General features: G+C 66.9%; 20 protein-coding genes. 13 read left to right on the top strand and 7 right to left on the bottom strand.

The window, feature by feature from the left end:
- Positions 1 to 9: 9 nt before the first annotated feature.
- Entirely contained in the window at positions 10 to 468 is a 459-nt protein-coding gene (locus tag CX676_RS09515) for an SRPBCC family protein (protein WP_101752402.1), read from the bottom strand.
- Positions 465 to 818, bottom strand: coding sequence for an ArsR/SmtB family transcription factor (locus CX676_RS09510; protein ID WP_101752401.1), 354 nt, complete (start codon positions 816 to 818; stop codon positions 465 to 467). Before CX676_RS09510 ends, CX676_RS09515 begins: the two co-directional genes overlap by 4 nt.
- Positions 819 to 982: 164 nt before the next feature.
- Between CX676_RS09510 and ftsW the strand changes: the two genes are divergently transcribed.
- The 13 genes from ftsW (at position 983) to recN (ending at position 15,380) form a co-directional block, all read left to right on the top strand.
- Positions 983 to 2,149, top strand: coding sequence for a putative lipid II flippase FtsW (gene ftsW, locus CX676_RS09505; protein WP_101752400.1), 1,167 nt, complete (start codon positions 983 to 985; stop codon positions 2,147 to 2,149).
- On the top strand, positions 2,149 to 3,234 hold the full coding sequence (locus CX676_RS09500) for a UDP-N-acetylglucosamine--N-acetylmuramyl-(pentapeptide) pyrophosphoryl-undecaprenol N-acetylglucosamine transferase (protein WP_101752399.1): 1,086 nt from the start codon (positions 2,149 to 2,151) through the stop codon (positions 3,232 to 3,234). Before ftsW ends, CX676_RS09500 begins: the two co-directional genes overlap by 1 nt.
- Positions 3,231 to 4,658 (top strand): UDP-N-acetylmuramate--L-alanine ligase, encoded by a 1,428-nt coding sequence (gene murC / locus CX676_RS09495; RefSeq protein WP_101752398.1) that lies wholly within the window; start codon positions 3,231 to 3,233, stop codon positions 4,656 to 4,658. Before CX676_RS09500 ends, murC begins: the two co-directional genes overlap by 4 nt.
- Complete coding sequence (locus tag CX676_RS09490; RefSeq protein ID WP_101752397.1) at positions 4,655 to 4,915, top strand: DUF2484 family protein; 261 nt, start codon at positions 4,655 to 4,657, stop codon at positions 4,913 to 4,915. Before murC ends, CX676_RS09490 begins: the two co-directional genes overlap by 4 nt.
- Complete coding sequence (locus tag CX676_RS09485) at positions 4,912 to 5,259, top strand: hypothetical protein (RefSeq protein ID WP_101752396.1); 348 nt, start codon at positions 4,912 to 4,914, stop codon at positions 5,257 to 5,259. The genes CX676_RS09490 and CX676_RS09485 overlap by 4 nt, the downstream gene beginning before the upstream one ends.
- A gap of 175 nt (positions 5,260 to 5,434) precedes the next feature.
- The gene (gene murB, locus CX676_RS09480; RefSeq protein WP_101752395.1) at positions 5,435 to 6,370 is read left to right on the top strand and encodes a UDP-N-acetylmuramate dehydrogenase; all 936 of its coding nucleotides are present in this window, start codon (positions 5,435 to 5,437) and stop codon (positions 6,368 to 6,370) included.
- Positions 6,371 to 6,519: 149 nt separating this feature from the next.
- Positions 6,520 to 7,455: a D-alanine--D-alanine ligase gene (locus tag CX676_RS09475; protein WP_101752394.1), complete on the top strand. Its 936-nt coding sequence runs from the start codon at positions 6,520 to 6,522 to the stop codon at positions 7,453 to 7,455.
- A complete protein-coding gene (locus tag CX676_RS09470) occupies positions 7,443 to 8,372 on the top strand; it encodes a cell division protein FtsQ/DivIB (RefSeq protein WP_232816634.1) in 930 nt (309 codons plus the stop codon). Before CX676_RS09475 ends, CX676_RS09470 begins: the two co-directional genes overlap by 13 nt.
- 6 nt (positions 8,373 to 8,378) lie before the next feature.
- Positions 8,379 to 9,713 (top strand): cell division protein FtsA, encoded by a 1,335-nt coding sequence (ftsA, locus tag CX676_RS09465; RefSeq protein ID WP_101752393.1) that lies wholly within the window; start codon positions 8,379 to 8,381, stop codon positions 9,711 to 9,713.
- 223 nt (positions 9,714 to 9,936) lie between these two features.
- Complete coding sequence (gene ftsZ / locus CX676_RS09460) at positions 9,937 to 11,544, top strand: cell division protein FtsZ (RefSeq protein WP_101752392.1); 1,608 nt, start codon at positions 9,937 to 9,939, stop codon at positions 11,542 to 11,544.
- Positions 11,545 to 11,772: 228 nt separating this feature from the next.
- Complete coding sequence (gene lpxC, locus CX676_RS09455; RefSeq protein WP_101752391.1) at positions 11,773 to 12,708, top strand: UDP-3-O-acyl-N-acetylglucosamine deacetylase; 936 nt, start codon at positions 11,773 to 11,775, stop codon at positions 12,706 to 12,708.
- A 139-nt stretch (positions 12,709 to 12,847) separates the two neighbouring features.
- The gene (locus CX676_RS09450) at positions 12,848 to 13,702 is read left to right on the top strand and encodes an outer membrane protein assembly factor BamD (protein ID WP_101752390.1); all 855 of its coding nucleotides are present in this window, start codon (positions 12,848 to 12,850) and stop codon (positions 13,700 to 13,702) included.
- Between the two features lie 34 nt (positions 13,703 to 13,736).
- Positions 13,737 to 15,380, top strand: coding sequence for a DNA repair protein RecN (recN, locus tag CX676_RS09445; RefSeq protein WP_101752389.1), 1,644 nt, complete (start codon positions 13,737 to 13,739; stop codon positions 15,378 to 15,380).
- Between the two features lie 21 nt (positions 15,381 to 15,401).
- Here the strand turns inward: recN and CX676_RS09440 are convergent, their stop codons facing one another.
- From CX676_RS09440 to CX676_RS09420, 5 genes are all read right to left on the bottom strand, one after another.
- A complete protein-coding gene (locus tag CX676_RS09440; protein WP_101752388.1) occupies positions 15,402 to 15,875 on the bottom strand; it encodes a hypothetical protein in 474 nt (157 codons plus the stop codon).
- 155 nt (positions 15,876 to 16,030) lie between these two features.
- The gene (locus CX676_RS09435; protein ID WP_101752387.1) at positions 16,031 to 16,336 is read right to left on the bottom strand and encodes a hypothetical protein; all 306 of its coding nucleotides are present in this window, start codon (positions 16,334 to 16,336) and stop codon (positions 16,031 to 16,033) included.
- Between the two features lie 99 nt (positions 16,337 to 16,435).
- Positions 16,436 to 17,305 (bottom strand): 3-hydroxyisobutyrate dehydrogenase, encoded by an 870-nt coding sequence (mmsB, locus tag CX676_RS09430; protein ID WP_101752386.1) that lies wholly within the window; start codon positions 17,303 to 17,305, stop codon positions 16,436 to 16,438.
- Positions 17,302 to 18,309, bottom strand: coding sequence for an enoyl-CoA hydratase/isomerase family protein (locus CX676_RS09425; RefSeq protein WP_101752385.1), 1,008 nt, complete (start codon positions 18,307 to 18,309; stop codon positions 17,302 to 17,304). Before CX676_RS09425 ends, mmsB begins: the two co-directional genes overlap by 4 nt.
- Before the next feature lies 1 nt (position 18,310).
- Positions 18,311 to 19,456 (bottom strand): acyl-CoA dehydrogenase family protein, encoded by a 1,146-nt coding sequence (locus CX676_RS09420; RefSeq protein WP_101752384.1) that lies wholly within the window; start codon positions 19,454 to 19,456, stop codon positions 18,311 to 18,313.
- Between the last annotated feature and the right edge of the window lie 38 nt (positions 19,457 to 19,494).

Below are 19,494 nucleotides of genomic sequence, written 5' to 3'. Positions count from 1 at the left end.
CGGCCGCGCTTACGCCAAGAGCTTGTCCATATTGGCATAGGTCGCTTCCATCCCCTCGGTCATGCCGACCTCCAGTGCCTGTGCGCGGGCCTCGGATGTGGCAAAGGTGATCACCATGCGCATCTCGGTGCCGCCCGGGGCTGGGCTAAGCCGGGTTTCGATCACGCTTTCCATGTAGCCGTATTCCGGCCAGGCCTCGCGGTGGCGGATCAGGCTAGGGGCCTCGAGCACGTCATAGGTGGCGATCATATTCATGTCTTTGCCGTCGGTGTCCCAGATGAAATGATGGGTGCCGCCAACCGTGGCCTCGCCGGTCAGCGATTTCAGCGGGCCGAAATCGCTGGTCATCCATTTCCGCATCAGCGCGGTGTCGGTCAGCGCGTGCCAGACCTTGTCCGGCGGGGCGGCGAAATGGCGGGTCACGATCACGTCGCGCTCGCCTTCGGATCTAGCGATCAGCTTGGTCATGGATCTGTCCTTTCGGTTGAAATCTCGGGTGAGGGGTCCGGCATCTCGGCCAGAACCCGGTCCAGCGCCCGGAACCGCGCATCCAGCGCGGCGAAGAAGGGGCCGAACCAGTCGGCGGTCTCGGTGAAGGCCTGCGCCCGAAGGCGGCGGGGCCGCGAGGTGCCGGCCACGCGTGCCTCGATCAGCCCGGCCTCTTCCAGCACCTTCAGATGACGCGAGATCGCCGGCTGGCTGATGGCGAAGGGCCGGGCCAGTTCGGCGACCGTGGCCTCGCCCAGGGCCAGCCGCTCGATCAGGGCGCGGCGAGTCGGGTCGGCAAGGGCGGTCAGTCGGGCATCGAGGTTTTCCATAATGTAAGAGTTATATAACGATTCGGTTATTTAATCAACCGGGTTGGCCCGGCCCGCGGGAAGATGAGGAATTTCCCCAGTAGCGTGACAGGGTAAATCAGGTTATGCTCGCGCCCAGATCCGGGAAAACCGGACGAGGCAGAGGCAGTGAAGGCGGTATACCCATGACCGAGATGGTCTTTGGCGCCACCCCCGTTCGGGCGGGTGATCCTATTCTTCCACGCTGGTGGCGGACGGTCGACAAATGGTCTCTGGCCTGCGTGCTGGGGCTGTTCGCGATGGGGCTGCTGCTGGGGCTTGCCGCCTCGGTGCCGCTGGCCGAGAAGAACAACCTGCCGCGATTCTACTATGTCCAGCGTCAGGCGGTGATGGGCGGGGTCGCACTGGTGGTGATGATCATCATCTCGATGATGTCGCCCCGGCAGGTGCGACGGCTCGGGGTGGTGGGCTTCATCGCCGCGTTTGCGGCCATTCTGGCCCTGCCGGTCATCGGCACCGATTTCGGCAAGGGCGCCGTGCGCTGGCTGTCGATCGCCGGCATGTCGGTCCAGCCCTCGGAATTCCTGAAGCCCGGCTTCGTCGCGCTTTGCGCCTGGTTCATGGCCGCAAGCCAGGAGGTCGGTGGCCCGCCGGGCAAGGCCTATTCCTTCCTCGCCGCCGTCACCGTGGTTCTGCTTCTGGCGCTGCAGCCTGATTTCGGCCAGGCCTCGCTGGTGCTGTTTTCCTGGGGCGTGATGTATTTCGTCGCCGGCGCGCCGATGATCCTGTTGATGATCGTCGCGGGCCTGACCATCTGCGGCGGCATCTTCGCCTATGGCGCCTCGGACCACTTTGCCCGACGCATCGACGGTTTCCTGTCGCCCGAGGTCGATCCGCGCACCCAGCTGGGCTATGCCACCAATGCCATTCAGGAGGGCGGCTTCTTCGGTGTAGGCGTGGGCGAGGGCACGGTGAAATGGTCGCTGCCCGATGCCCATACCGACTTCATCATCGCCGTGGCGGCCGAGGAATATGGCCTGATCATGGTGCTGGCGATCATCGCGCTGTACTGCACCATCGTCGTGCGTTCGCTGATGCGGCTGTTGAAAGAGCGTGATCCCTTCGTCCGCATCGCCGGCACCGGCCTTGCCTGCGCCTTCGGGGTGCAGGCGCTGATCAATATGGGCGTGGCCGTGCGTCTGCTGCCGGCCAAGGGGATGACGCTGCCTTTCGTCAGCTATGGCGGCTCGTCGGTCATCGCCTCGGGCATTGCCATGGGGATGCTCTTGGCGCTGACCCGCACCCGCCCGCAGGGCGAGATGGCCGAGATCCTGCGCAGGGCCGGGCGCTGATGTCGGGGAAATTGGCGCTGATCGCTGCCGGGGGAACCGGCGGCCACATGTTTCCGGCTCAGGCCCTGGCCGAGGTTCTGCTGGCCGAGGGCTGGCGGGTGAAGCTCTCGACCGATGACCGTGGCGCCCGCTATGCCGATGGCTTCCCCAAGACGGTGGAGCGCAGCGTGGTTCCCTCGGCCACCACCTCGCGCGGCGGGCTGATGGGCAAGCTGGCCGCGCCCTTCAAGATCGCCTCGGGCGTCTTGGCCGCGCGCAGCGGCTTTCGCCGCGACCGGCCCGATGTGGTGGTGGGGTTCGGCGGCTATCCGACCATCCCGGCCATGTCGGCGGCGCTCAGCATGGGCCTGCCGCGGATGATCCATGAGCAGAACGGGGTGATGGGCCGGGTGAACTCGCGCTTCGCCAGCCGCGTCAACCGCATCGCCTGCGGCACATGGCCCACCGAACTGCCGCAGGGCGTGACCGGCATCCACACCGGCAACCCGGTCCGCGCTTCGGTGATGGACTATGCCGGAAGCCCCTACCAGCCACCCGGCACCGGCCCGGTCCATATCGTCATCATCGGCGGCTCGCAGGGGGCGCGAATCCTGTCGGACATGGTGCCCGCCGCCATCGCCGCGCTGCCCTCGGACCTGCGCCCGCGCCTGCGCGTCGCCCATCAGGCCCGCAAGGAGGATCACGACCGCGTCGTTGCCGCCTATCGCGCGGCCGGTGTCGTGGCCGAGGTGCGGCACTTCTTCGACGACGTGCCGCGCCGCTTTGCCGAGGCGCAGCTGGTCATCGCCCGCTCGGGTGCCTCGACCATCGCCGACCTGACCGTCATCGGCCGGCCCTCGATCCTGATCCCGCTGCCCACCGCCACCAATGACCACCAATCCGCCAATGCGCGGCCGCTTGCCGATGCGGAAGCCGCGCTGATGCTGCCGGAATCGGTGCTTGACGTGGAAAGCCTGACGCGCGACATGCTCGCGGTCCTCAGCGATCCCGCCCGCGCCGCCCGCATGGCCGCCGCCGCCCTTGCCCTTGGCCGCCCCGATGCGGCCCGTCGCCTCTACGATCTCGTCACGGAGCTTGCCCGATGAATGCCGCCACCAAACTGCCCATGGAACTGGGCCCCATCCATTTTGTCGGCATTGGCGGCATCGGCATGTCGGGCATCGCCGAGGTGCTGCTGACACTGGGCTACCGCGTTCAGGGCTCGGACCTGAAACGCTCGAAGATCACCGACCGGCTGGAGAAGCTGGGCGCGACCATCTTCGAGGGGCAGCGCGCCGAGAATATCGGCGAGGCCGGTGTCATCGTCATCTCGACCGCGATCAAGAAGGGCAATCCCGAACTCGAGGAGGCCCGCCGCCGTGGCCTGCCGGTCGTCCGCCGCGCCGAGATGCTGGCCGAGCTGATGCGGATGAAATCGAACATCGCCATCGCCGGGACCCACGGCAAGACCACGACCACCACCATGGTCGCCACGCTCTTGGACGCCGGCAACCTTGACCCGACCGTCATCAATGGCGGCGTCATCCATGCCTATGGCTCGAACGCCCGCGCCGGGGCAGGGGAGTGGATGGTGGTCGAGGCCGATGAAAGCGATGGCAGCTTCAACCGCCTGCCCGCCGACATCGCCATCATCACCAATATCGATCCCGAGCATATGGAGCATTGGGGCAGCTTTGACGCGCTGCGTCAGGGATTCCTCGATTTCGCCTCGCGCATTCCCTTCTACGGCCTCGCCGTCTGCTGCACCGACCATGCCGAGGTGCAGGCGCTGGTCGGCAAGCTGACCGACCGCCGCGTGGTGACCTTCGGCTTCAATGCCCAGGCCGATGTGCGGGCGATGAACCTGCGCTATGAAAACGGCATCGCGCTGTTCGACATTGCCTTGCAATGCGAAGGCCCGACCGAGACCGGCGGGGTCGAGATGATCGAGGGCTGCAGCCTGCCCATGCCCGGCGATCACAATGTCTCGAATGCCTTGGCCGCCGTCGCTGTCGCCCGGCATCTGGGCATCAAGAAATCCGAGATCCGCGAGGCGCTGGCCAAGTTCGGCGGCGTCGGTCGCCGCTTCACCCGCGTGGGCGAGGTGAACGGGGTCACCATCATCGACGATTACGGCCACCACCCGGTCGAGATCGCCGCCGTGCTGAAGGCGGCGCGTCAGGCGACGCAGGGCCGGGTCATCGCCGTGCACCAGCCGCATCGCTATTCGCGGCTGTCGAACCTCTTCGAGGATTTCTGCACCTGCTTCAACGAGGCCGACGTGGTGGGCATCGCCGATGTCTATTCCGCCGGTGAAGACCCGATCCCCGGCGCCTCGCGCGACGATCTGGTCGCTGGCCTCATCGCCCACGGCCATCGCCACGCCCGCGCGGTGATGGACGAGGAAGACCTCGCCCGGCTGGTGCGTGAACAGGCGCGCCCCGGCGACATGGTCGTCTGCCTTGGCGCCGGCACCATCTCGACCTGGGCCAACGGGCTGCCCGAGCGGCTGCAAGGCAAGGCCGCGTGACGGCTGCGGTCTACACCTCGCTGGGTCTGGCCGCTGCCTGGCTGATCCTCGCCTTGCTGATCCCGCGCCTGCCCACCCATCGCCGCAGCCTTGCCACCCGGATCACCGTGGCGCTTGGCGTGCCGGTTCTGGGCCTCCTGACCCTGCGCTGCGGCCCGGCCGTGGGGCTTGCCGGCCTCGCGCTTGGCATGGCGCTGCTGCTCAGGCAGCGCCGCCCGCGCCAGCCGGCACCCGCGCCCGTGGCCCCGGCCGAATGAACCCGCTTCTCATCGGCGCGCTCTGCCTCGCCGGCGCCGGCTTCATCGCCTTCTGGTGCAGCTTCTCGCGAACATGGTGGCCGCTCATCGCCCTCGCCGCGCTTCTGGCGGTGATCGCCGTCCAGCTGCACGGCGCACAGGTCGGCGACGGCATCCACCACGATCTCTCTGCCTGGATCGCGATGCAAGCAACGGTGATCCCGGCGCTGGCAGGCACCGGTGTCGGTGTCGTTGCGGGCGAGGTGACCGGCGCCGGGCTTGGCTGGAAGAGTTGGCAGGGAGGTTTGGCCACCGCACTTCTGACCGTGGCCGCAGGCGCGGTGGTGCTGGCGGGGTTGGTGTGACCCGCCCCTCGTGCTGACTCGGTCCGAACGATTTTCCCGGCCCAGCTAAGACCCTCAATCCGATTGACACAGCAACCACCCGCGATCAGCCGCAGGCCCTGTACTGGAGTGGCCATCGCGTAATCCCACACCCCTCCGAGTTGACGCCCCCGCCGCCACTGGCTACCACCGCCGGATGACCTTTGATCTTCCCACGCCCCGTGGCACCCTGACCCCCGATCGCCCCCTCGACGCCCTGACCTGGCTGCGCGTCGGCGGACCTGCCGACTGGCTGTTCCAGCCCGCCGATGCCGAGGATCTGGCCGCATTCCTCGCTGCGCTCGACCCTGCCGTTCCAGTGTTTCCGATCGGCGTCGGCTCGAACCTCATCGTCCGCGATGGCGGTATCCGGGGGGTGGTGATCCGGCTTGGGCGCAGTTTCAACGGCATCGAGATCGACGGGGACACCGTCATCGCCGGCGCTGCCGCGCTGGATGCGCATGTGGCGCGGCGGGCGGCGGATGCGGGGCTGGACCTGACCTTCCTGCGCACCATTCCGGGCAGCGTCGGTGGGGCGGTTCGGATGAATGCCGGCTGCTATGGCAGCTATGTGGCCGACCATCTGGTCGAGGCCCGCGCCATCACCCGCGAGGGTCGCGAGGTGGTTCTGCAACCCGATGATTTCCGCTTTGCCTATCGCCATGCCGAACTGCCCGAGGGCTGGGTGCTGACCGAGGCCCTGTTCCGCGCCGAACGCGGCGACCCGGATGCGCTGCACGAGAAGATGGCGCAGCAACTGGCCAAGCGCGACGAGACCCAACCGACCAAGGACCGCAGCGCCGGCTCGACCTTCCGCAACCCGGCGGGCTTCTCCAGCACGGGCCGGGCCGATGACACGCATGAGCTGAAGGCCTGGTCGCTGATCGACGCGGCGGGGCTGCGCGGTCACAGTTGGGGCGGGGCTCAGATGTCGGAAAAGCACCCCAACTTCCTGGTGAATACCGGCGGCGCCACAGCGGCCGAGCTGGAGGGTCTGGGCGAGCTGGTCCGCCGCCGGGTGCTGGAAAGCAGCGGGCACGAGCTGCAATGGGAAGTGATCCGCATCGGCGATCCGCTGCCCGAGGCCGAGTGAGCCGCGCCAATCCCGAAAATTGGGCTTTTGCGATTCAGGGATTGCCGCTAAGGTGAATACATCCATAACGAATATCGCGCAGGACCGGGACGAACCCGGCCGCGCAGAGTGAAAGAAAGCCCGGAGAAACCGGGCGCGAAAGGCGAAACGTGGCGGGCAGGTCGAGCAGGACAGCCCACACCGTAGCCGTCCTGATGGGCGGACCCTCGGCCGAGCACGAGGTCTCCCTGTCGTCAGGGCGCGAATGCGCGAATGCGCTGCGGGTGGCGGGCTTTGATGTAACCGAGGTCGTGCTCGGCAAAGAGCGCAATGGCGACATCGTCGCGCGGCTGCAGGAATTGCGGCCCGATGCGGTCTTCAACGCGCTGCATGGTCGCTATGGCGAGGATGGCTGCGTGCAGGGCATCCTCGAATGGCTGGCCATTCCCTATACCCATTCCGGCGTGCTGGCCTCGGCACTGGCGCTGGACAAGACCCGGGCCAAGGCCGCCTTCCGCGCCGCCGGCCTGCCGGTGGTCGAGAGCATCATCGCCGATGCCGACGAGGTGCGCGCCCGCCATGTCATGGTGCCGCCCTATGTGGTGAAGCCCAATGACGATGGCTCGAGCGTTGGCGTCTATATCGTTCAGGCCGAGAATAACGGCCCGCCGGCCCTGTCGGCATCGATGCCCGAGCGCGTCATGGTCGAGACCTATGCGCCGGGGCGCGAGTTGACGACGACGGTCATGGGCGACCGGGCGCTGGGTGTGACCGAGATCATCGCCGAGGGCTGGTATGATTACGATGCCAAATACAAGCCCGGCGGCTCGCGCCATGTGATCCCGGCTGAGCTGCCTGCCGAGATCACCGCTGCCTGCCTCGACTACGCGCTGCGCGCGCATCAGGCCCTCGGCTGCACCAGCGTCAGCCGCACCGATTTCCGGTGGGACGAGACGCGCGGTCTGGACGGGCTGATCATTCTGGAACTGAACACCCAGCCCGGCATGACGCCGACCTCGCTGGCCCCCGAACAGGCCGCCCATGCGGGCTATGATTTCCCGGCGCTGATGCGCTGGATGATCGAGGACGCGCTGTGGCGAGCCTGAGCGATCAGCACGGGGCCCCGAAGCCCAAGCGCGACCCGGCGCCCTCGCGGCTGCAATACCGGCTGGAACGGATGTGGCTCAGGCCGCTCTATCGCCGCTTTCTGCGGATCGGGTTGCCGGCCTTCCTGCTGGCGATGACCGTCGGCATCTGGCTGTCGGACGAGGATCGCCGGGCGATGCTGTCCGAAGGGATCGACGGGTTGGTCGACAAGGTCCAGTCGCGCGAGGAATTCCAGGTCCGGATGATGACCATCGAGGGTGCCTCGCCCGCCGTCGACAAGGCGCTGCGGGCGATGCTGCCGGTGGATCTGCCGGCCTCGAGCTTCGACATCGACCTGACCGCGCTGCGCCTGCAGGTGCTGGCACTGGATGCGGTCGAGACCATCGAACTCAGGATCAAGCCGGGCGGCATCCTGTCGGCGGTGGTGACCGAGCGTCAGCCGGCGCTGCTCTGGCGCCATGCGCGCGGCATCGACATGCTGGACAAGACCGGACACCGCGTCGCCGGCGTCACCTCGCGCGAGATGCGGCCCGATTTGCCGATCATCTCGGGCGACGGGGCCGATCAGGTGACCGCCGAGGCGCTGGCGCTGATCGATGCCGCCGGCCCGATCCTGCCGCGGCTGCGCGGCTTGCAGCGGCAGGGCGAACGGCGGTGGGACGTGGTGCTGGATCACGGCCAGCGCATCCTGCTGCCCGAGCGCGGTTCCATCGTCGCGATGGAGCGCGCCATCAAGTTGCAGCGGGAACAGGACGTGCTGGGCCGCGACATCAGCGTGATCGACCTGCGCGACGGCGAGCGTCCGATCATCCGCATGGGGATCGATGCCAGAAACACCATCCGCGGCGCGCGCGGCCTGCCCCTGTTGGGGCCGGACGGGCAGGTGCTGCCGGATCAGGACAAGACGGGGGGCTAGGCAGACATGACCGATCTTTACCAGACGCAACGCGCCATGCGGAACATGCGCCGCGCCGCCATGCAACGCGGCGTGATCGGCATTCTCGATATCGGCACCTCGAAGATCGCCTGCCTCGTGCTGAAATTCGATGGCTCGGGCACCACGCGCGAGGCCGATGGCGTCGGACCGATGGCCGGGCAGGCCGAGTTCAAGGTGATCGGCGCTGCCACCACCCGCGCCCGCGGGATGCGCGGCGGCGAGATCGAGACCATGGCCGAGACCGAGCGCGCGGTGCGCACCGTGGTCGCGGCGGCGCAGAAGATGGCCGGGGTCCGGGTCGATCACGTCATCGCCTGCCTCTCGGGCGGCCGTCCGTCCTCCTATGGCCTGGCCGGAGAGATCACGCTGGAGCAGGGCAAGGTCACCGAACATGACGTGGCCTCGGTTCTGGCGGCCTGCGACGCGCCGGATTTCGGCCGAGGGCGCGAGGTGCTGCACGCGCAGCCGGTGAATTTCGCCGTTGATCACCGCAGCGGCCTGGGCGATCCGCGCGACCATGCCGGCAACCGGCTGGCCTGTGACATGCATGTGCTGACCGTAGATGGCGATGCGATCGGCAACCTGCTGCACTGCATCCGCCGCTGCGATCTGGAACTGGCGGGCGTGGCCAGCGCCTCCTATGCGGCGGGGCGCGCCAGCCTGGTCGAGGATGAGCAGGAACTGGGCGCGGCCTGCATCGATCTGGGCGGCGGCGGCACCGGCGTGTCGATCTTCATCAAGAAGCACATGATCTATGCCGATTGGGTGCGCATCGGCGGGCACCTGATCACTCAGGACATCAGCCAGGGCCTGCGCGTGCCCTATGCCGTGGCCGAACGGCTGAAGACCCTGAATGGCGGCATCGAGGCCACCGGCCGCGACGACCGCGAGATGCTCGAGGTGGGCGGCGAGACCGGCGATTGGGAATCCGACCGACGCAGCGTCAGCCGCAGCGACGTGATCGGCATCATGCGCCCAAGGGTCGAGGAAATTCTGGAAGAGGTCCGTCAACGGCTGGACGCGGCGGGCTTTGACTCGCTGCCCAGCCAGCAGATCGTGCTGACCGGCGGCGGCAGCCAGATCCCCGGGCTGGACGGTCTGGCGACCCGCATTCTGGGGCCCAATGTCCGCTGCGGGCGGCCTCTGCGCATCGACGGGCTGGCGCATCAGCTGACCGATCCCAGCTTCGCCAGCGCCGTCGGTCTGGCGCTGTTTGCCGCCCATCCGCAGGACGAATGGTGGGACTTCGAAATGCCCGCCGACCGCTATTCCGCGCGCAGCCTGCGCCGGGCCTATCGCTGGTTCCGCAACAACTGGTGAGACAGACATAACAACCGATATGCGGGGGCAGTTTGCCCTCCACCATATCCTGTCGCCTTGGCAAGATACCGCCGACACCCCCCGTCTGAACCGCCAGATTTTGCGGTTGACGGGTGTTTTTCGGGTGACGCAGGGGGGTATTGCCGCTACGATTGGACGGATAAACGGGGATTCGACCGGGTGGGCGAACAAGGCCCGGCAGACAGCGAAACAGGCGGACACCATGAACCTCAATCTGATGATGAACGATCAAGACGAACTGAAGCCGCGGATCACGGTCTTTGGCGTCGGCGGCGCGGGCGGCAACGCGGTCAACAACATGATCGAGAAGCAGCTCGACGGGGTCGAGTTCGTGGTTGCCAATACCGACGCGCAGGCTCTGGCCGGGTCGCGGGCCGAACAGCGCATCCAGATCGGTCCGAAAGTGACCGAGGGTCTGGGCGCCGGCGCGAAACCCTCGATCGGCGCCAAGGCGGCCGAGGAAACCATCGAGGACATCGTTGACCACCTGATGGGCGCCCATATGTGCTTCATCACCGCCGGCATGGGCGGCGGCACCGGCACCGGCGCCGCCCCGATCATCGCCCAGGCCGCCCGCGAGATGGGCATCCTGACCGTCGGCGTGGTGACCAAGCCCTTCCAGTTCGAAGGCACCAAGCGGATGCGTCAGGCCGAAGAGGGCGTCGAGGCCCTGCAGAAGGTCGTCGACACGCTGATCATCATCCCGAACCAGAACCTGTTCCGTCTGGCCAATGAGAAGACCACCTTCACCGAAGCCTTCGCCATGGCCGATGACGTGCTGTATCAGGGCGTCAAGGGCGTGACCGACCTGATGGTGCGTCCGGGCCTGATCAACCTCGACTTTGCCGACGTTCGCGCGGTGATGGACGAGATGGGCAAGGCGATGATGGGCACCGGCGAGGCCTCGGGCGACAACCGCGCCGTCGAAGCCGCCGAGCGTGCCATTGCCAACCCGCTGCTGGACGAGATCAGCCTGAACGGCGCGAAGGGCGTGCTGATCAACATCACCGGCGGTTACGACCTGACCCTGTTTGAACTGGACGAGGCGGCGAACATCATCCGCGACAAGGTGGATGCCGATGCCAACATCATCGTCGGCTCGACGCTGGACCCGTCGATGGACGGCACGCTGCGCGTCTCGGTCGTGGCGACCGGCATCGATGCCGAGCCGTCGGTGGCCGAGGTTCCGACCCCGCGCCGCAGCATGTCCGAGCCGCTGACCCAGAACCCGACCGTTGGTCAAAAGGCCCGTGAGGAAGACCTGCCGGTGCCGCCGCGCCGCGCGCCGGCCCCCGCCGCGCCCGTGGCCGAGACCCGTCCGGCCGCCCCGGTGGCCGAGCAGCGTCCGGCGATCGGTGATGACGACATGCCGCCCGCGGGCTGGACCCGTCCGCAGCCCGCCGCCAAGCCCGCCGTCGCGACCCCCGAGGTCGAGGATGAACTGGCTGGCTATTACACGCCGAAAGCCCCGGGTCAGGACCGCGTGACGGTGAAGCCCGAGGTGATGGCCCGCCTGCAGCGCGCGGTCGAGAATCACGGCGAGCGTCAAGCCCGCGGCGCCGCTCCGACCCCGCAGGCCAATGCCCAGCAAAGCCGCATGGGTGGCCTTGGCCGCCTGATCGAGCGGGTTGCCGGTCACGGCGAAGGCGCTGCCGCCAAGCCCGCCGCCAGCACGATTGCCGAGCGCGTGAGCGAGCGTGTGGCCAGCCGTGCGCGCCAGAGCGAATCCGATTTCGACAATCTTGCCAGCCCTGATGCCGGCGAAGACAATGTTGAAATCCCGGCCTTCCTGCGCCGTCAGGCGAACTGAGCCGCTCACAAAATCGTCACATGAGAATCCGGAAGGGCCGCACTAAGCGGCCCTTTTTTCATTTTGAAACAACGTGCTGACCAGCGGATGCAAGGTTCGGGCAAGACTCCGCCGGTGAATGTTTCAACCCGTTACAATTCGTTAATTGAGTGGTGGCAGGGCTGCGCCTACCTCAGGATCACCGGATGCCCTCATGGCCCGGAATCGAAGAGAAACGGCAGGCAGACCATGCAGGCAACGATCAAAAGCAAGGCAGAGTTCGCGGGCGTCGGGTTGCACTCGGGTGCCCCCGCGCGTCTGGTGATCAACCCCGCCCCGGCTGGTCACGGCATCGTCTTCCGCCGCCTGGACCTCGACGGGGTCGAGAACCGCATTGCCGCCCGTTGGGACAATGTCACGCTGTCGCCGCTCTGCACGCTCCTGGACAATGGTCAGGGAGCGACGCTGTCGACGGTCGAGCATATCATGGCCGCGCTGGCCGGCACCGGCATCCACAACGCGCTGGTTGACGTGGACGGGCCGGAAGTGCCGATCCTCGACGGGTCGAGCCAGCCCTTCGTGCGTGGCATCCTGAAAGTCGGCATCCGCCTGCAGGGCAAGACGCAGCGCGCCATTCGCGTGTTGCGCCCGGTCGAGGTGCGCGAGGGCGAGGTCTTTGCCCGGCTCGAGCCGGCGGATCACCTCGAGATCGATTTCCAGATCGATTTCACCGATGCCGCTATCGGCCATCAGGAAAAGCGGCTGGACATGGCCAATGGCGCCTTCCTGCGCGAACTGGCCGACAGCCGCACCTTCTGCCGCCAGTCCGATGTCGACGCCATGCGCGCGAACGGTCTCGCGCTCGGTGGTACCTACGAGAACGCGGTCGTCATCGATGGCGCCAAGGTACTGTCGCCGGGCGGGCTGCGCCATTCCGATGAGGCCGTCCGCCACAAGATGCTGGACGCGATGGGTGACCTGGCGCTGGCCGGTGCGCCGCTTCTGGCGCGCTATACCGGCCACCGTGCGGGCCATGCCATGACCAACAAGGTGCTGCGCGCGCTGTTTGCCCAGCCCGATGCCTGGGAATGGGTCGAGGTCTCGGCCGAGCTCGAGAATCGCCTGCCCGGTGCCGGCGTCTCGGCCTATGGTCCGCTGGCCGGAAACGAGGCGGTTCTGGGCTGAATGCCCGGGATCGCCGGACGAAAGCCAGCCGCAATCAACAGATTGCCATTTTGCGCCCTCTGATGTTCTGTGCTAGGACGACCGGGCCGTCGGGCGGAAGCACTGCGGTCACAAGACGGAATTAATGGACAGAGTGACCATGGCGCGATCGAAATCTTCGGCAATCCTGCTGGCAATGCTGCTTGTGGCATCGGTGACGGCCGGCTGCTCGCGCTTCGGAGGCGGTCAGTCCGACGCGCCGAAGAATCTCGAGAATTTCACCGCCGAGGAAATCTACAAGCGCGGCGAGTACGAGCTGGAGAACAGCCGCAAGCCCGAGGATGCGGTTTTCTATTTCAGCGAGATCGAGCGGCTTTACCCCTATTCCGAATGGGCCAAGCGGGCGTTGATCATGCAGGCCTATGGCTATCACCGGGCCAAGAATTACGAAGAGGCGCGGGGCGCGGCGCAGCGGTTCATCGATACCTATCCGGGTGACGAGGATGCTGCCTATGCGAAATACCTGCTGGCGCTCAGCTATTACGACCAGATCGACGAGGTTGGCCGCGACCAGGGCCTGACCTTCCAGGCGCTGCAATCGCTGCGCTCGGTCATCGAGGAATATCCGCAAAGCGAATATGCCCGCAGCTCGATCCTGAAATTCGACCTGGCCTTCGACCATCTCGCCGCGAAAGAGATGGAAATCGGCCGCTATTACCTGAAGCAGGGTCATTATTCCGCCGCGATCAACCGCTTCCGCGTGGTGGTCGAGGAATTCCAGACCACCACCCACACGCCCGAGGCGCTGATGCGTCTGGTCGAGGCCTATCTGGCCCTTGGCCTCAACGACGAGGCGCAGACGGCCGGTGCGATCCTGGGCCACAACTTCCAGTCCTCGCCCTTCTACGAGGATGCCTATGCCCAGCTGCGCGGACGCGGGCTGTCGGCGACGCCGCAGGGCAACAGCTGGCTGACCAATGTCTACCGCCAGGTGGTGCAGGGGCGCTGGCTGTGACGCGGCGCGGCTAGCGCCTGCAACGGATAGGGCGATGCTGCGTTCGCTGGACATTCGCGACATGTTGCTGATCGACCGGCTCGAGCTGACGTTCGGGCCGGGCTTGAACGTGCTGACCGGCGAGACCGGGGCCGGCAAGTCGATCCTGCTGGATTGTCTGGGCTTCGTTCTGGGCTGGCGCGGCCGGGCCGACCTGGTGCGCGCGGGCGCGGCGCAGGGCGAGGTGACGGCGGTGTTCGACCTGCCATCCGATCATCCCGCCCGGGCCGTTCTGGACGAGGCCGGGATCGAGGCCGGGGACGAGCTGATCCTGAGGCGCATCAATGGCGGCGACGGGCGCAAGACCGGATGGGTGAATGACCGCCGCGTCTCGGGCGAGGTGCTGCGGCAGCTTTCGGATCTGCTGGTGGAACTGCACGGCCAGCATGACGACCGGGGCCTGTTGAACCCGCGCGGGCACCGCGCGCTGCTGGATGCCTTTGCCGGGGTGGATCTGGCACCGACCCGGCGGACATGGGCGGCCCGGCGCGAGGCGCGGGCGGCGATGGCCGAGGCGCAGGCAGCGCTGGAGGCAGCGAAGAAGGAAGAGGATTTCCTGCGCCACGCGGTCAAGGAACTGGGTGATCTCGCCCCCGAGTCGGGCGAGGAGGTGGCGCTGGACGTGGCACGGCGGTCTATGCAGGCGGCCGAGCGCATTCGCGGTGACGTGGCACGTGCCCTGCAGATGATCGGACCAGAGGGCGCCGAGGGCGCGATGCTGGATGCCAACCGTTGGCTCGAGGGGGCCTCGGACCGGGCCGAGGGGCGGCTGGACGCGCCGATCGAGGCACTTGGCCGGGCATTGGTGGAACTGGGCGAGGCGGCATCGGGCGTCGAGACGGCGCTGGCGGCACTGGATTTCGACCCCCACGCGCTGGAACAGACCGAGGAGCGGCTGTTCGCCCTGCGTGCGCTGGCGCGCAAGCATGACGTGCTGCCCGATGATCTGGCCGGTCTGGCGGATGAACTGCGCGACCGGCTTGGCCGGATCGACGCCGGCGAGGAGCGGATAGCGGCGCTGCGCCGAGCGGTGACGGATGCCGATGCCGGTTATGACGCGGCGGCGGCGGCGCTAACGGCCACGCGCAGCAAGGCAGCCGGTCAGTTGGACAAGGCGGTTTCCGCCGAGCTGGCGCCGCTGAAGATGGAGCGGGCGGTTTTCGAGACGCTGGTCAGCGAGGCCGAACCCGGTCCCGATGGCCGCGATGCCGTGGCCTTCACCGTCGCCACCAATCCCGGTGCACCGGCGGGACCCTTGGACAAGATCGCCTCGGGCGGCGAGCTGTCGCGGTTCCTGCTGGCGCTGAAGGTCTGCCTGGCGCGGGGCAATGACGCGCTGGTGCTGATCTTCGACGAGATCGACCGGGGTGTTGGCGGTGCCACCGCAGATGCGGTGGGCCGGCGGCTGGCGAAACTCGCCCATGACACGCAGGTTCTGGTCGTCACCCACAGCCCGCAGGTCGCGGCGCTGGGGGCGCATCATTTCCAGGTTGCGAAATCGGTGACCAAGGGCATGACGACCAGTCGGGTCGCGGCGCTGGACGACGAGGCCCGCATCAACGAAATCGCCCGCATGCTGGCGGGCGACAAGGTCTCGGACGCGGCTGTGGAAGCGGCGCGGGCGCTGCTGGCCGGATAGCCGCAGCGCCCTGAACCTCGGTCAGTCGAGGATGGCGTTGACCAGCCGGATGATCGACAGAAGCCGACCTGTCTCCGAGTCGACCCGCACCAGCCGGCCGTCGACGATGGCATAGCGGTTGCCGTCCGGCGGATTGCCAAGCCCATAAAGGCCGGGATTGCTGACGATGTGGATGTCGTCCCAGTCAAGAATATCGCCGACATCGATCCCGTCATTCCGGTCATGTCCGTGGCGCGCCTGTCCCGGCGGGACACAGGGCGGGTTCTTCTTCGCCAGGCCGGGCGGGCAGTTGGCGACGACAATATTGCGGTCACGATGAACCACGCGGTCGCGGTCGATCACGACCACGGGGCTTTCAACCCGGACGTGGTGACGCCCGTTGCCCTTGCCGTTTCCATTACCCTTGCCATTGCCGGGATCGGCAAAGCTGCTGACCGGTGCCAACGCCATCATGACGCCAAGCGCGGCCGCAGTCATCATGCGTAGCTTGGTCATTTCTTCAGTCCTTCATTCTGTCTCTGGCCGTGTTGCCACGGCGGATTGCCGGCTTAACGAACCGCAACAAGCAGGGGTTCCCGGTGCTGCAGGATTCTCGCCAAGCTGTGACGGAACCCCGCCGGTGCATGCAGCAAGACGCGCGGTGGAGCGCCTCAGTCGAGAATTGCGCGCTGTGGCCTCAGGATCGAGAGAACCTTCATGGTCTTCGGGTCGATGCGGATCAACTGGCCCTTGGCGACGGCATATTCGCTGCCGCCGACATTGCGGCCAAGGCCATAGAGGCCCGGCTCGCTGATGATATGCACCTGGCCTGCGGGCAGGACATCGCCGACGGCCAGCGGCTGCTGTGCCTCGGCCGTAGCCCCGCCGGATTTCGACTGAGTGAATCCGGCCACGCCGAAGGCAGAGATGCCTGCGGCGGTTGCCAAGATCAGCGCAAGAGAGCGCGCGGTGGTCATCAGTCTGCCCTGGTTCAGCTACATCACGTCAAAAGGCGAACATGGGCGCGCCGGGTCGGGTTCCATCACATGCACAAAAAACTGGCGCTGTGGTTAATCCTACCCGTTCAACTTGTTGAATCGCGGCAGCATGGCGGAAAAATCCTTGCCACGGCCATCCTCGTGTTCGACAAATTGGGCGTAAAGATCGCGCGCCTGCCGGCCCATGGGCGTGTCGGCCCCGGCCGAATTGGCCGCGTCCTGCGACAGGTTCAGGTCCTTCAGCATCAGTTCGGCGGCGAAACCCGGCTTGTAATCGTTGTCGGCGGGCGATTTCGGGCCGATGCCCGGGGCGGGGCAATAGGCGTTCATGCTCCAGCTATAGCCGGAGCTGGTCGAGACCACGTCGAACATCTTCTGCCGGTCCAGCCCCAGCTTGTCGGCCAGCGCGAAGGCCTCGCAGGTGGCGATCATGGTGACGCCAAGGATCATGTTGTTGCAGATCTTCGCGGCCTGGCCGGCACCTGCTTCGCCACAATGCACGGCCTTCTGGCCCATGATGTCGAACAGCGGCTGCACGGTCGCGAAAGCGGCATCCGGGCCGCCGACCATGAAGGTCAGCGTGCCGCCCTGCGCCCCGCCGATCCCGCCCGAGACCGGCGCATCCAGCGCGCCCTTGCCCGCCGCATTGGCCTGCTCTGCCACGGCACGGGCGCTGTCCACGTCGACGGTCGAGCAGTCGCAAAGCACCGCACCTTCCGCCATCGCCGGGATGACCTGGTCGGCGACGCTGCGCAGGATCTTGCCATTGGGCAGCATGGTGATGACCACATCCGCACCCGTCGCCGCAGCGGCGGCGCTGTCCGCCTTGGTCACGCCCTCGGGCATCGGTGCGGCGGTATCGAAGCCCGCCACCTCATGCCCGGCCTTGGCCAGATTGGCGGCCATCGGCCCGCCCATGTTCCCCAGCCCGATGAATCCGATCTTCATGCCTTGTCCTCCCAGTTCAGTTCCTCATCGCCCAGGGATGCCAGCATCGCCGCGACATGCGCGTCCGAGGCATCGGCCGTCCAGTTGGGCTTGCGGTCCTTGTCGATGATCTGGGCGCGCACGCCCTCGATGAAATCGCCCATTTCGGTGGCGCGATAGGTGAAGCGGTATTCGCGCGCCAGCGAGTCCTGGATGCGCCGGTCGCCGCGCGCCGCGCGGATCATCGCCAGCCCCGCCGCCATCGACAGGGGCGAGTTGCGGCGGATCGGTTTCAGCGTCGCCTCGTCGCCCGCTTCCTCCAGCGCCGCCACGATCTCGGTCAGGTTCGCGCCGCCAAGCGCCGACAGGTCGCGATCGGCCAGCGGCGCCGGGGGCGGGGTCTGGCCCTCGATCACGCTGGTCGAGCCGGTTTCCTCCAGCCGCGCGATCAGGGCGGGCCAGTCGGCCTCGGGCAGGTAGTAATCGGCAAAGCCTGCATGGATGGCGTCGCCCGGACCCATGCGGTCGCTGGTCAGCATCAGGTATTCGCCGATTCGGCCCGGCGCCCGCGCCAGAAGCCAGGTGCCGCCGACATCGGGGATCAGCCCGATGGTGCTTTCGGGCATGGCGATCTGCGTCGTGTCACCGACGATGCGGTCGCTGGCATGGCCGCCGACACCGACACCGCCGCCCATGACGAAGCCTTGCATGAAGGCGACGATGGGTTTGGGATAGTCGGCAATGGCCGCGTTCATCTGGTATTCGTCGCGGAAGAAGTCGCGGCCGATCTGGTGATTGCCCTCCAGCCCGCCGCGATAGACTTGCGCGATGTCGCCGCCGGCGCAGAAGGCGCGGTCGCCCTCGGCATCGATCACGATCAGCGCCACTTCGGGGTCGTCGCTCCAGTCCCTCAGCGCCTGGTGGATTGCCAGCGCCATCTTATGCGTCAGTGCGTTCAGCGCCTTGGGGCGGGTAAAGGTGATGCGGCCGGCGCGGCCGGTCTTGCGGATCTTGAGGTCGTCCATCTTACCCCCGTTCGGACAGAAGCGCGCGGCCGACGATCAGCCGCATGATTTCATTCGTGCCTTCAAGGATCTGGTGCACGCGCAGGTCGCGCACGATCTTCTCGATGCCGTAATCGGCCAGGTAGCCATAGCCACCATGCAGTTGCAGGCAGTGATTGGCCACCTCGAAGGCGCGGTCGGTGACATAGAGCTTGGCCATGGCGCAGAACTTGGTCGCGTCGGGCGCGCCGGTATCCAGCTTCCACGCCGCCTGACGCAGGAAGATGCGCGCCGATTGCAGCGCGGTCTCCATCTCGGCCAGCCGGAACTGCAACGCCTGAAACTGGTCGAGGCTCTGGCCGAAGGCCCTCCGCTCGCCCATATAGGCCAGCGTGGCGTTCAGCGCCCCCTGCGCCCCGCCAAGGGCGCCGGCGCTGATGTTCAGCCGCCCGCCGTCGAGGCCCGCCATGGCATAGCTGAAGCCCTTGCCCTCGTGCCCCAGCAGGTTTTCCGCCGGGACGGTGCAATCATCGAACTGCACCTGCGCGGTGGGCTGGGCGCGCCAGCCCATCTTGTCCTCCATCGCGCCGAAGCTGAGGCCGGGCGTGCCATCCTCGACGATCACCGTGCTGATGCCCTTCGGCCCGTCCTCTCCGGTGCGGACCATCACCACATAGGCATCGGAATAGCCGCCGCCCGAGATGAAGGCCTTGGTGCCGTTCAGGCGATAATCCTCGTTCGTCCGCTCGGCCCGGGTGCGCAGCGCCGCGGCGTCCGAGCCCGATCCGGGCTCGGTCAGGCAATAGCTGAAAACCTTCTCCATGCTGCAGAGACCGGGCAGCCAGCGCGACTTGGTCTCGGGGCTACCGAACTTGTCGATCATGCCGCCGCACATGTTGTGGATCGAGAGGAACGAGCCGACCGAGGGATCGGCCATGGCCAGCGCCTCGAAGACCAGCGTCGCGTCAAGCCGCGAGAGGCCCGAGCCGCCATAGTCCTCGCTGACATAAAGCCCGCCGAAGCCCAGCTGGGCGATCTCGGTCCAGAGGTCTTTCGGGATCGTGCCGTCGGCTTCCCATGCGCGCGAATAGGGCGCGATGCGGGTTTCGCCAAAGTCGCGGGCCATGTCGAATATGGCCTGCTGCTCCTCGCTCAGCGCGAAATCCATCGGCGGTCCTCCCCCTTGACCTGAAAAATCGAACGAAC

It is taken from the genome of Paracoccus zhejiangensis (assembly GCF_002847445.1).
In the GTDB taxonomy this organism is placed as follows: Bacteria; Pseudomonadota; Alphaproteobacteria; order Rhodobacterales; family Rhodobacteraceae; genus Paracoccus; species Paracoccus zhejiangensis.
Note: the sequence above shows the minus strand (reverse complement) of the source record. Positions and strands in the feature narration are given on the sequence as shown.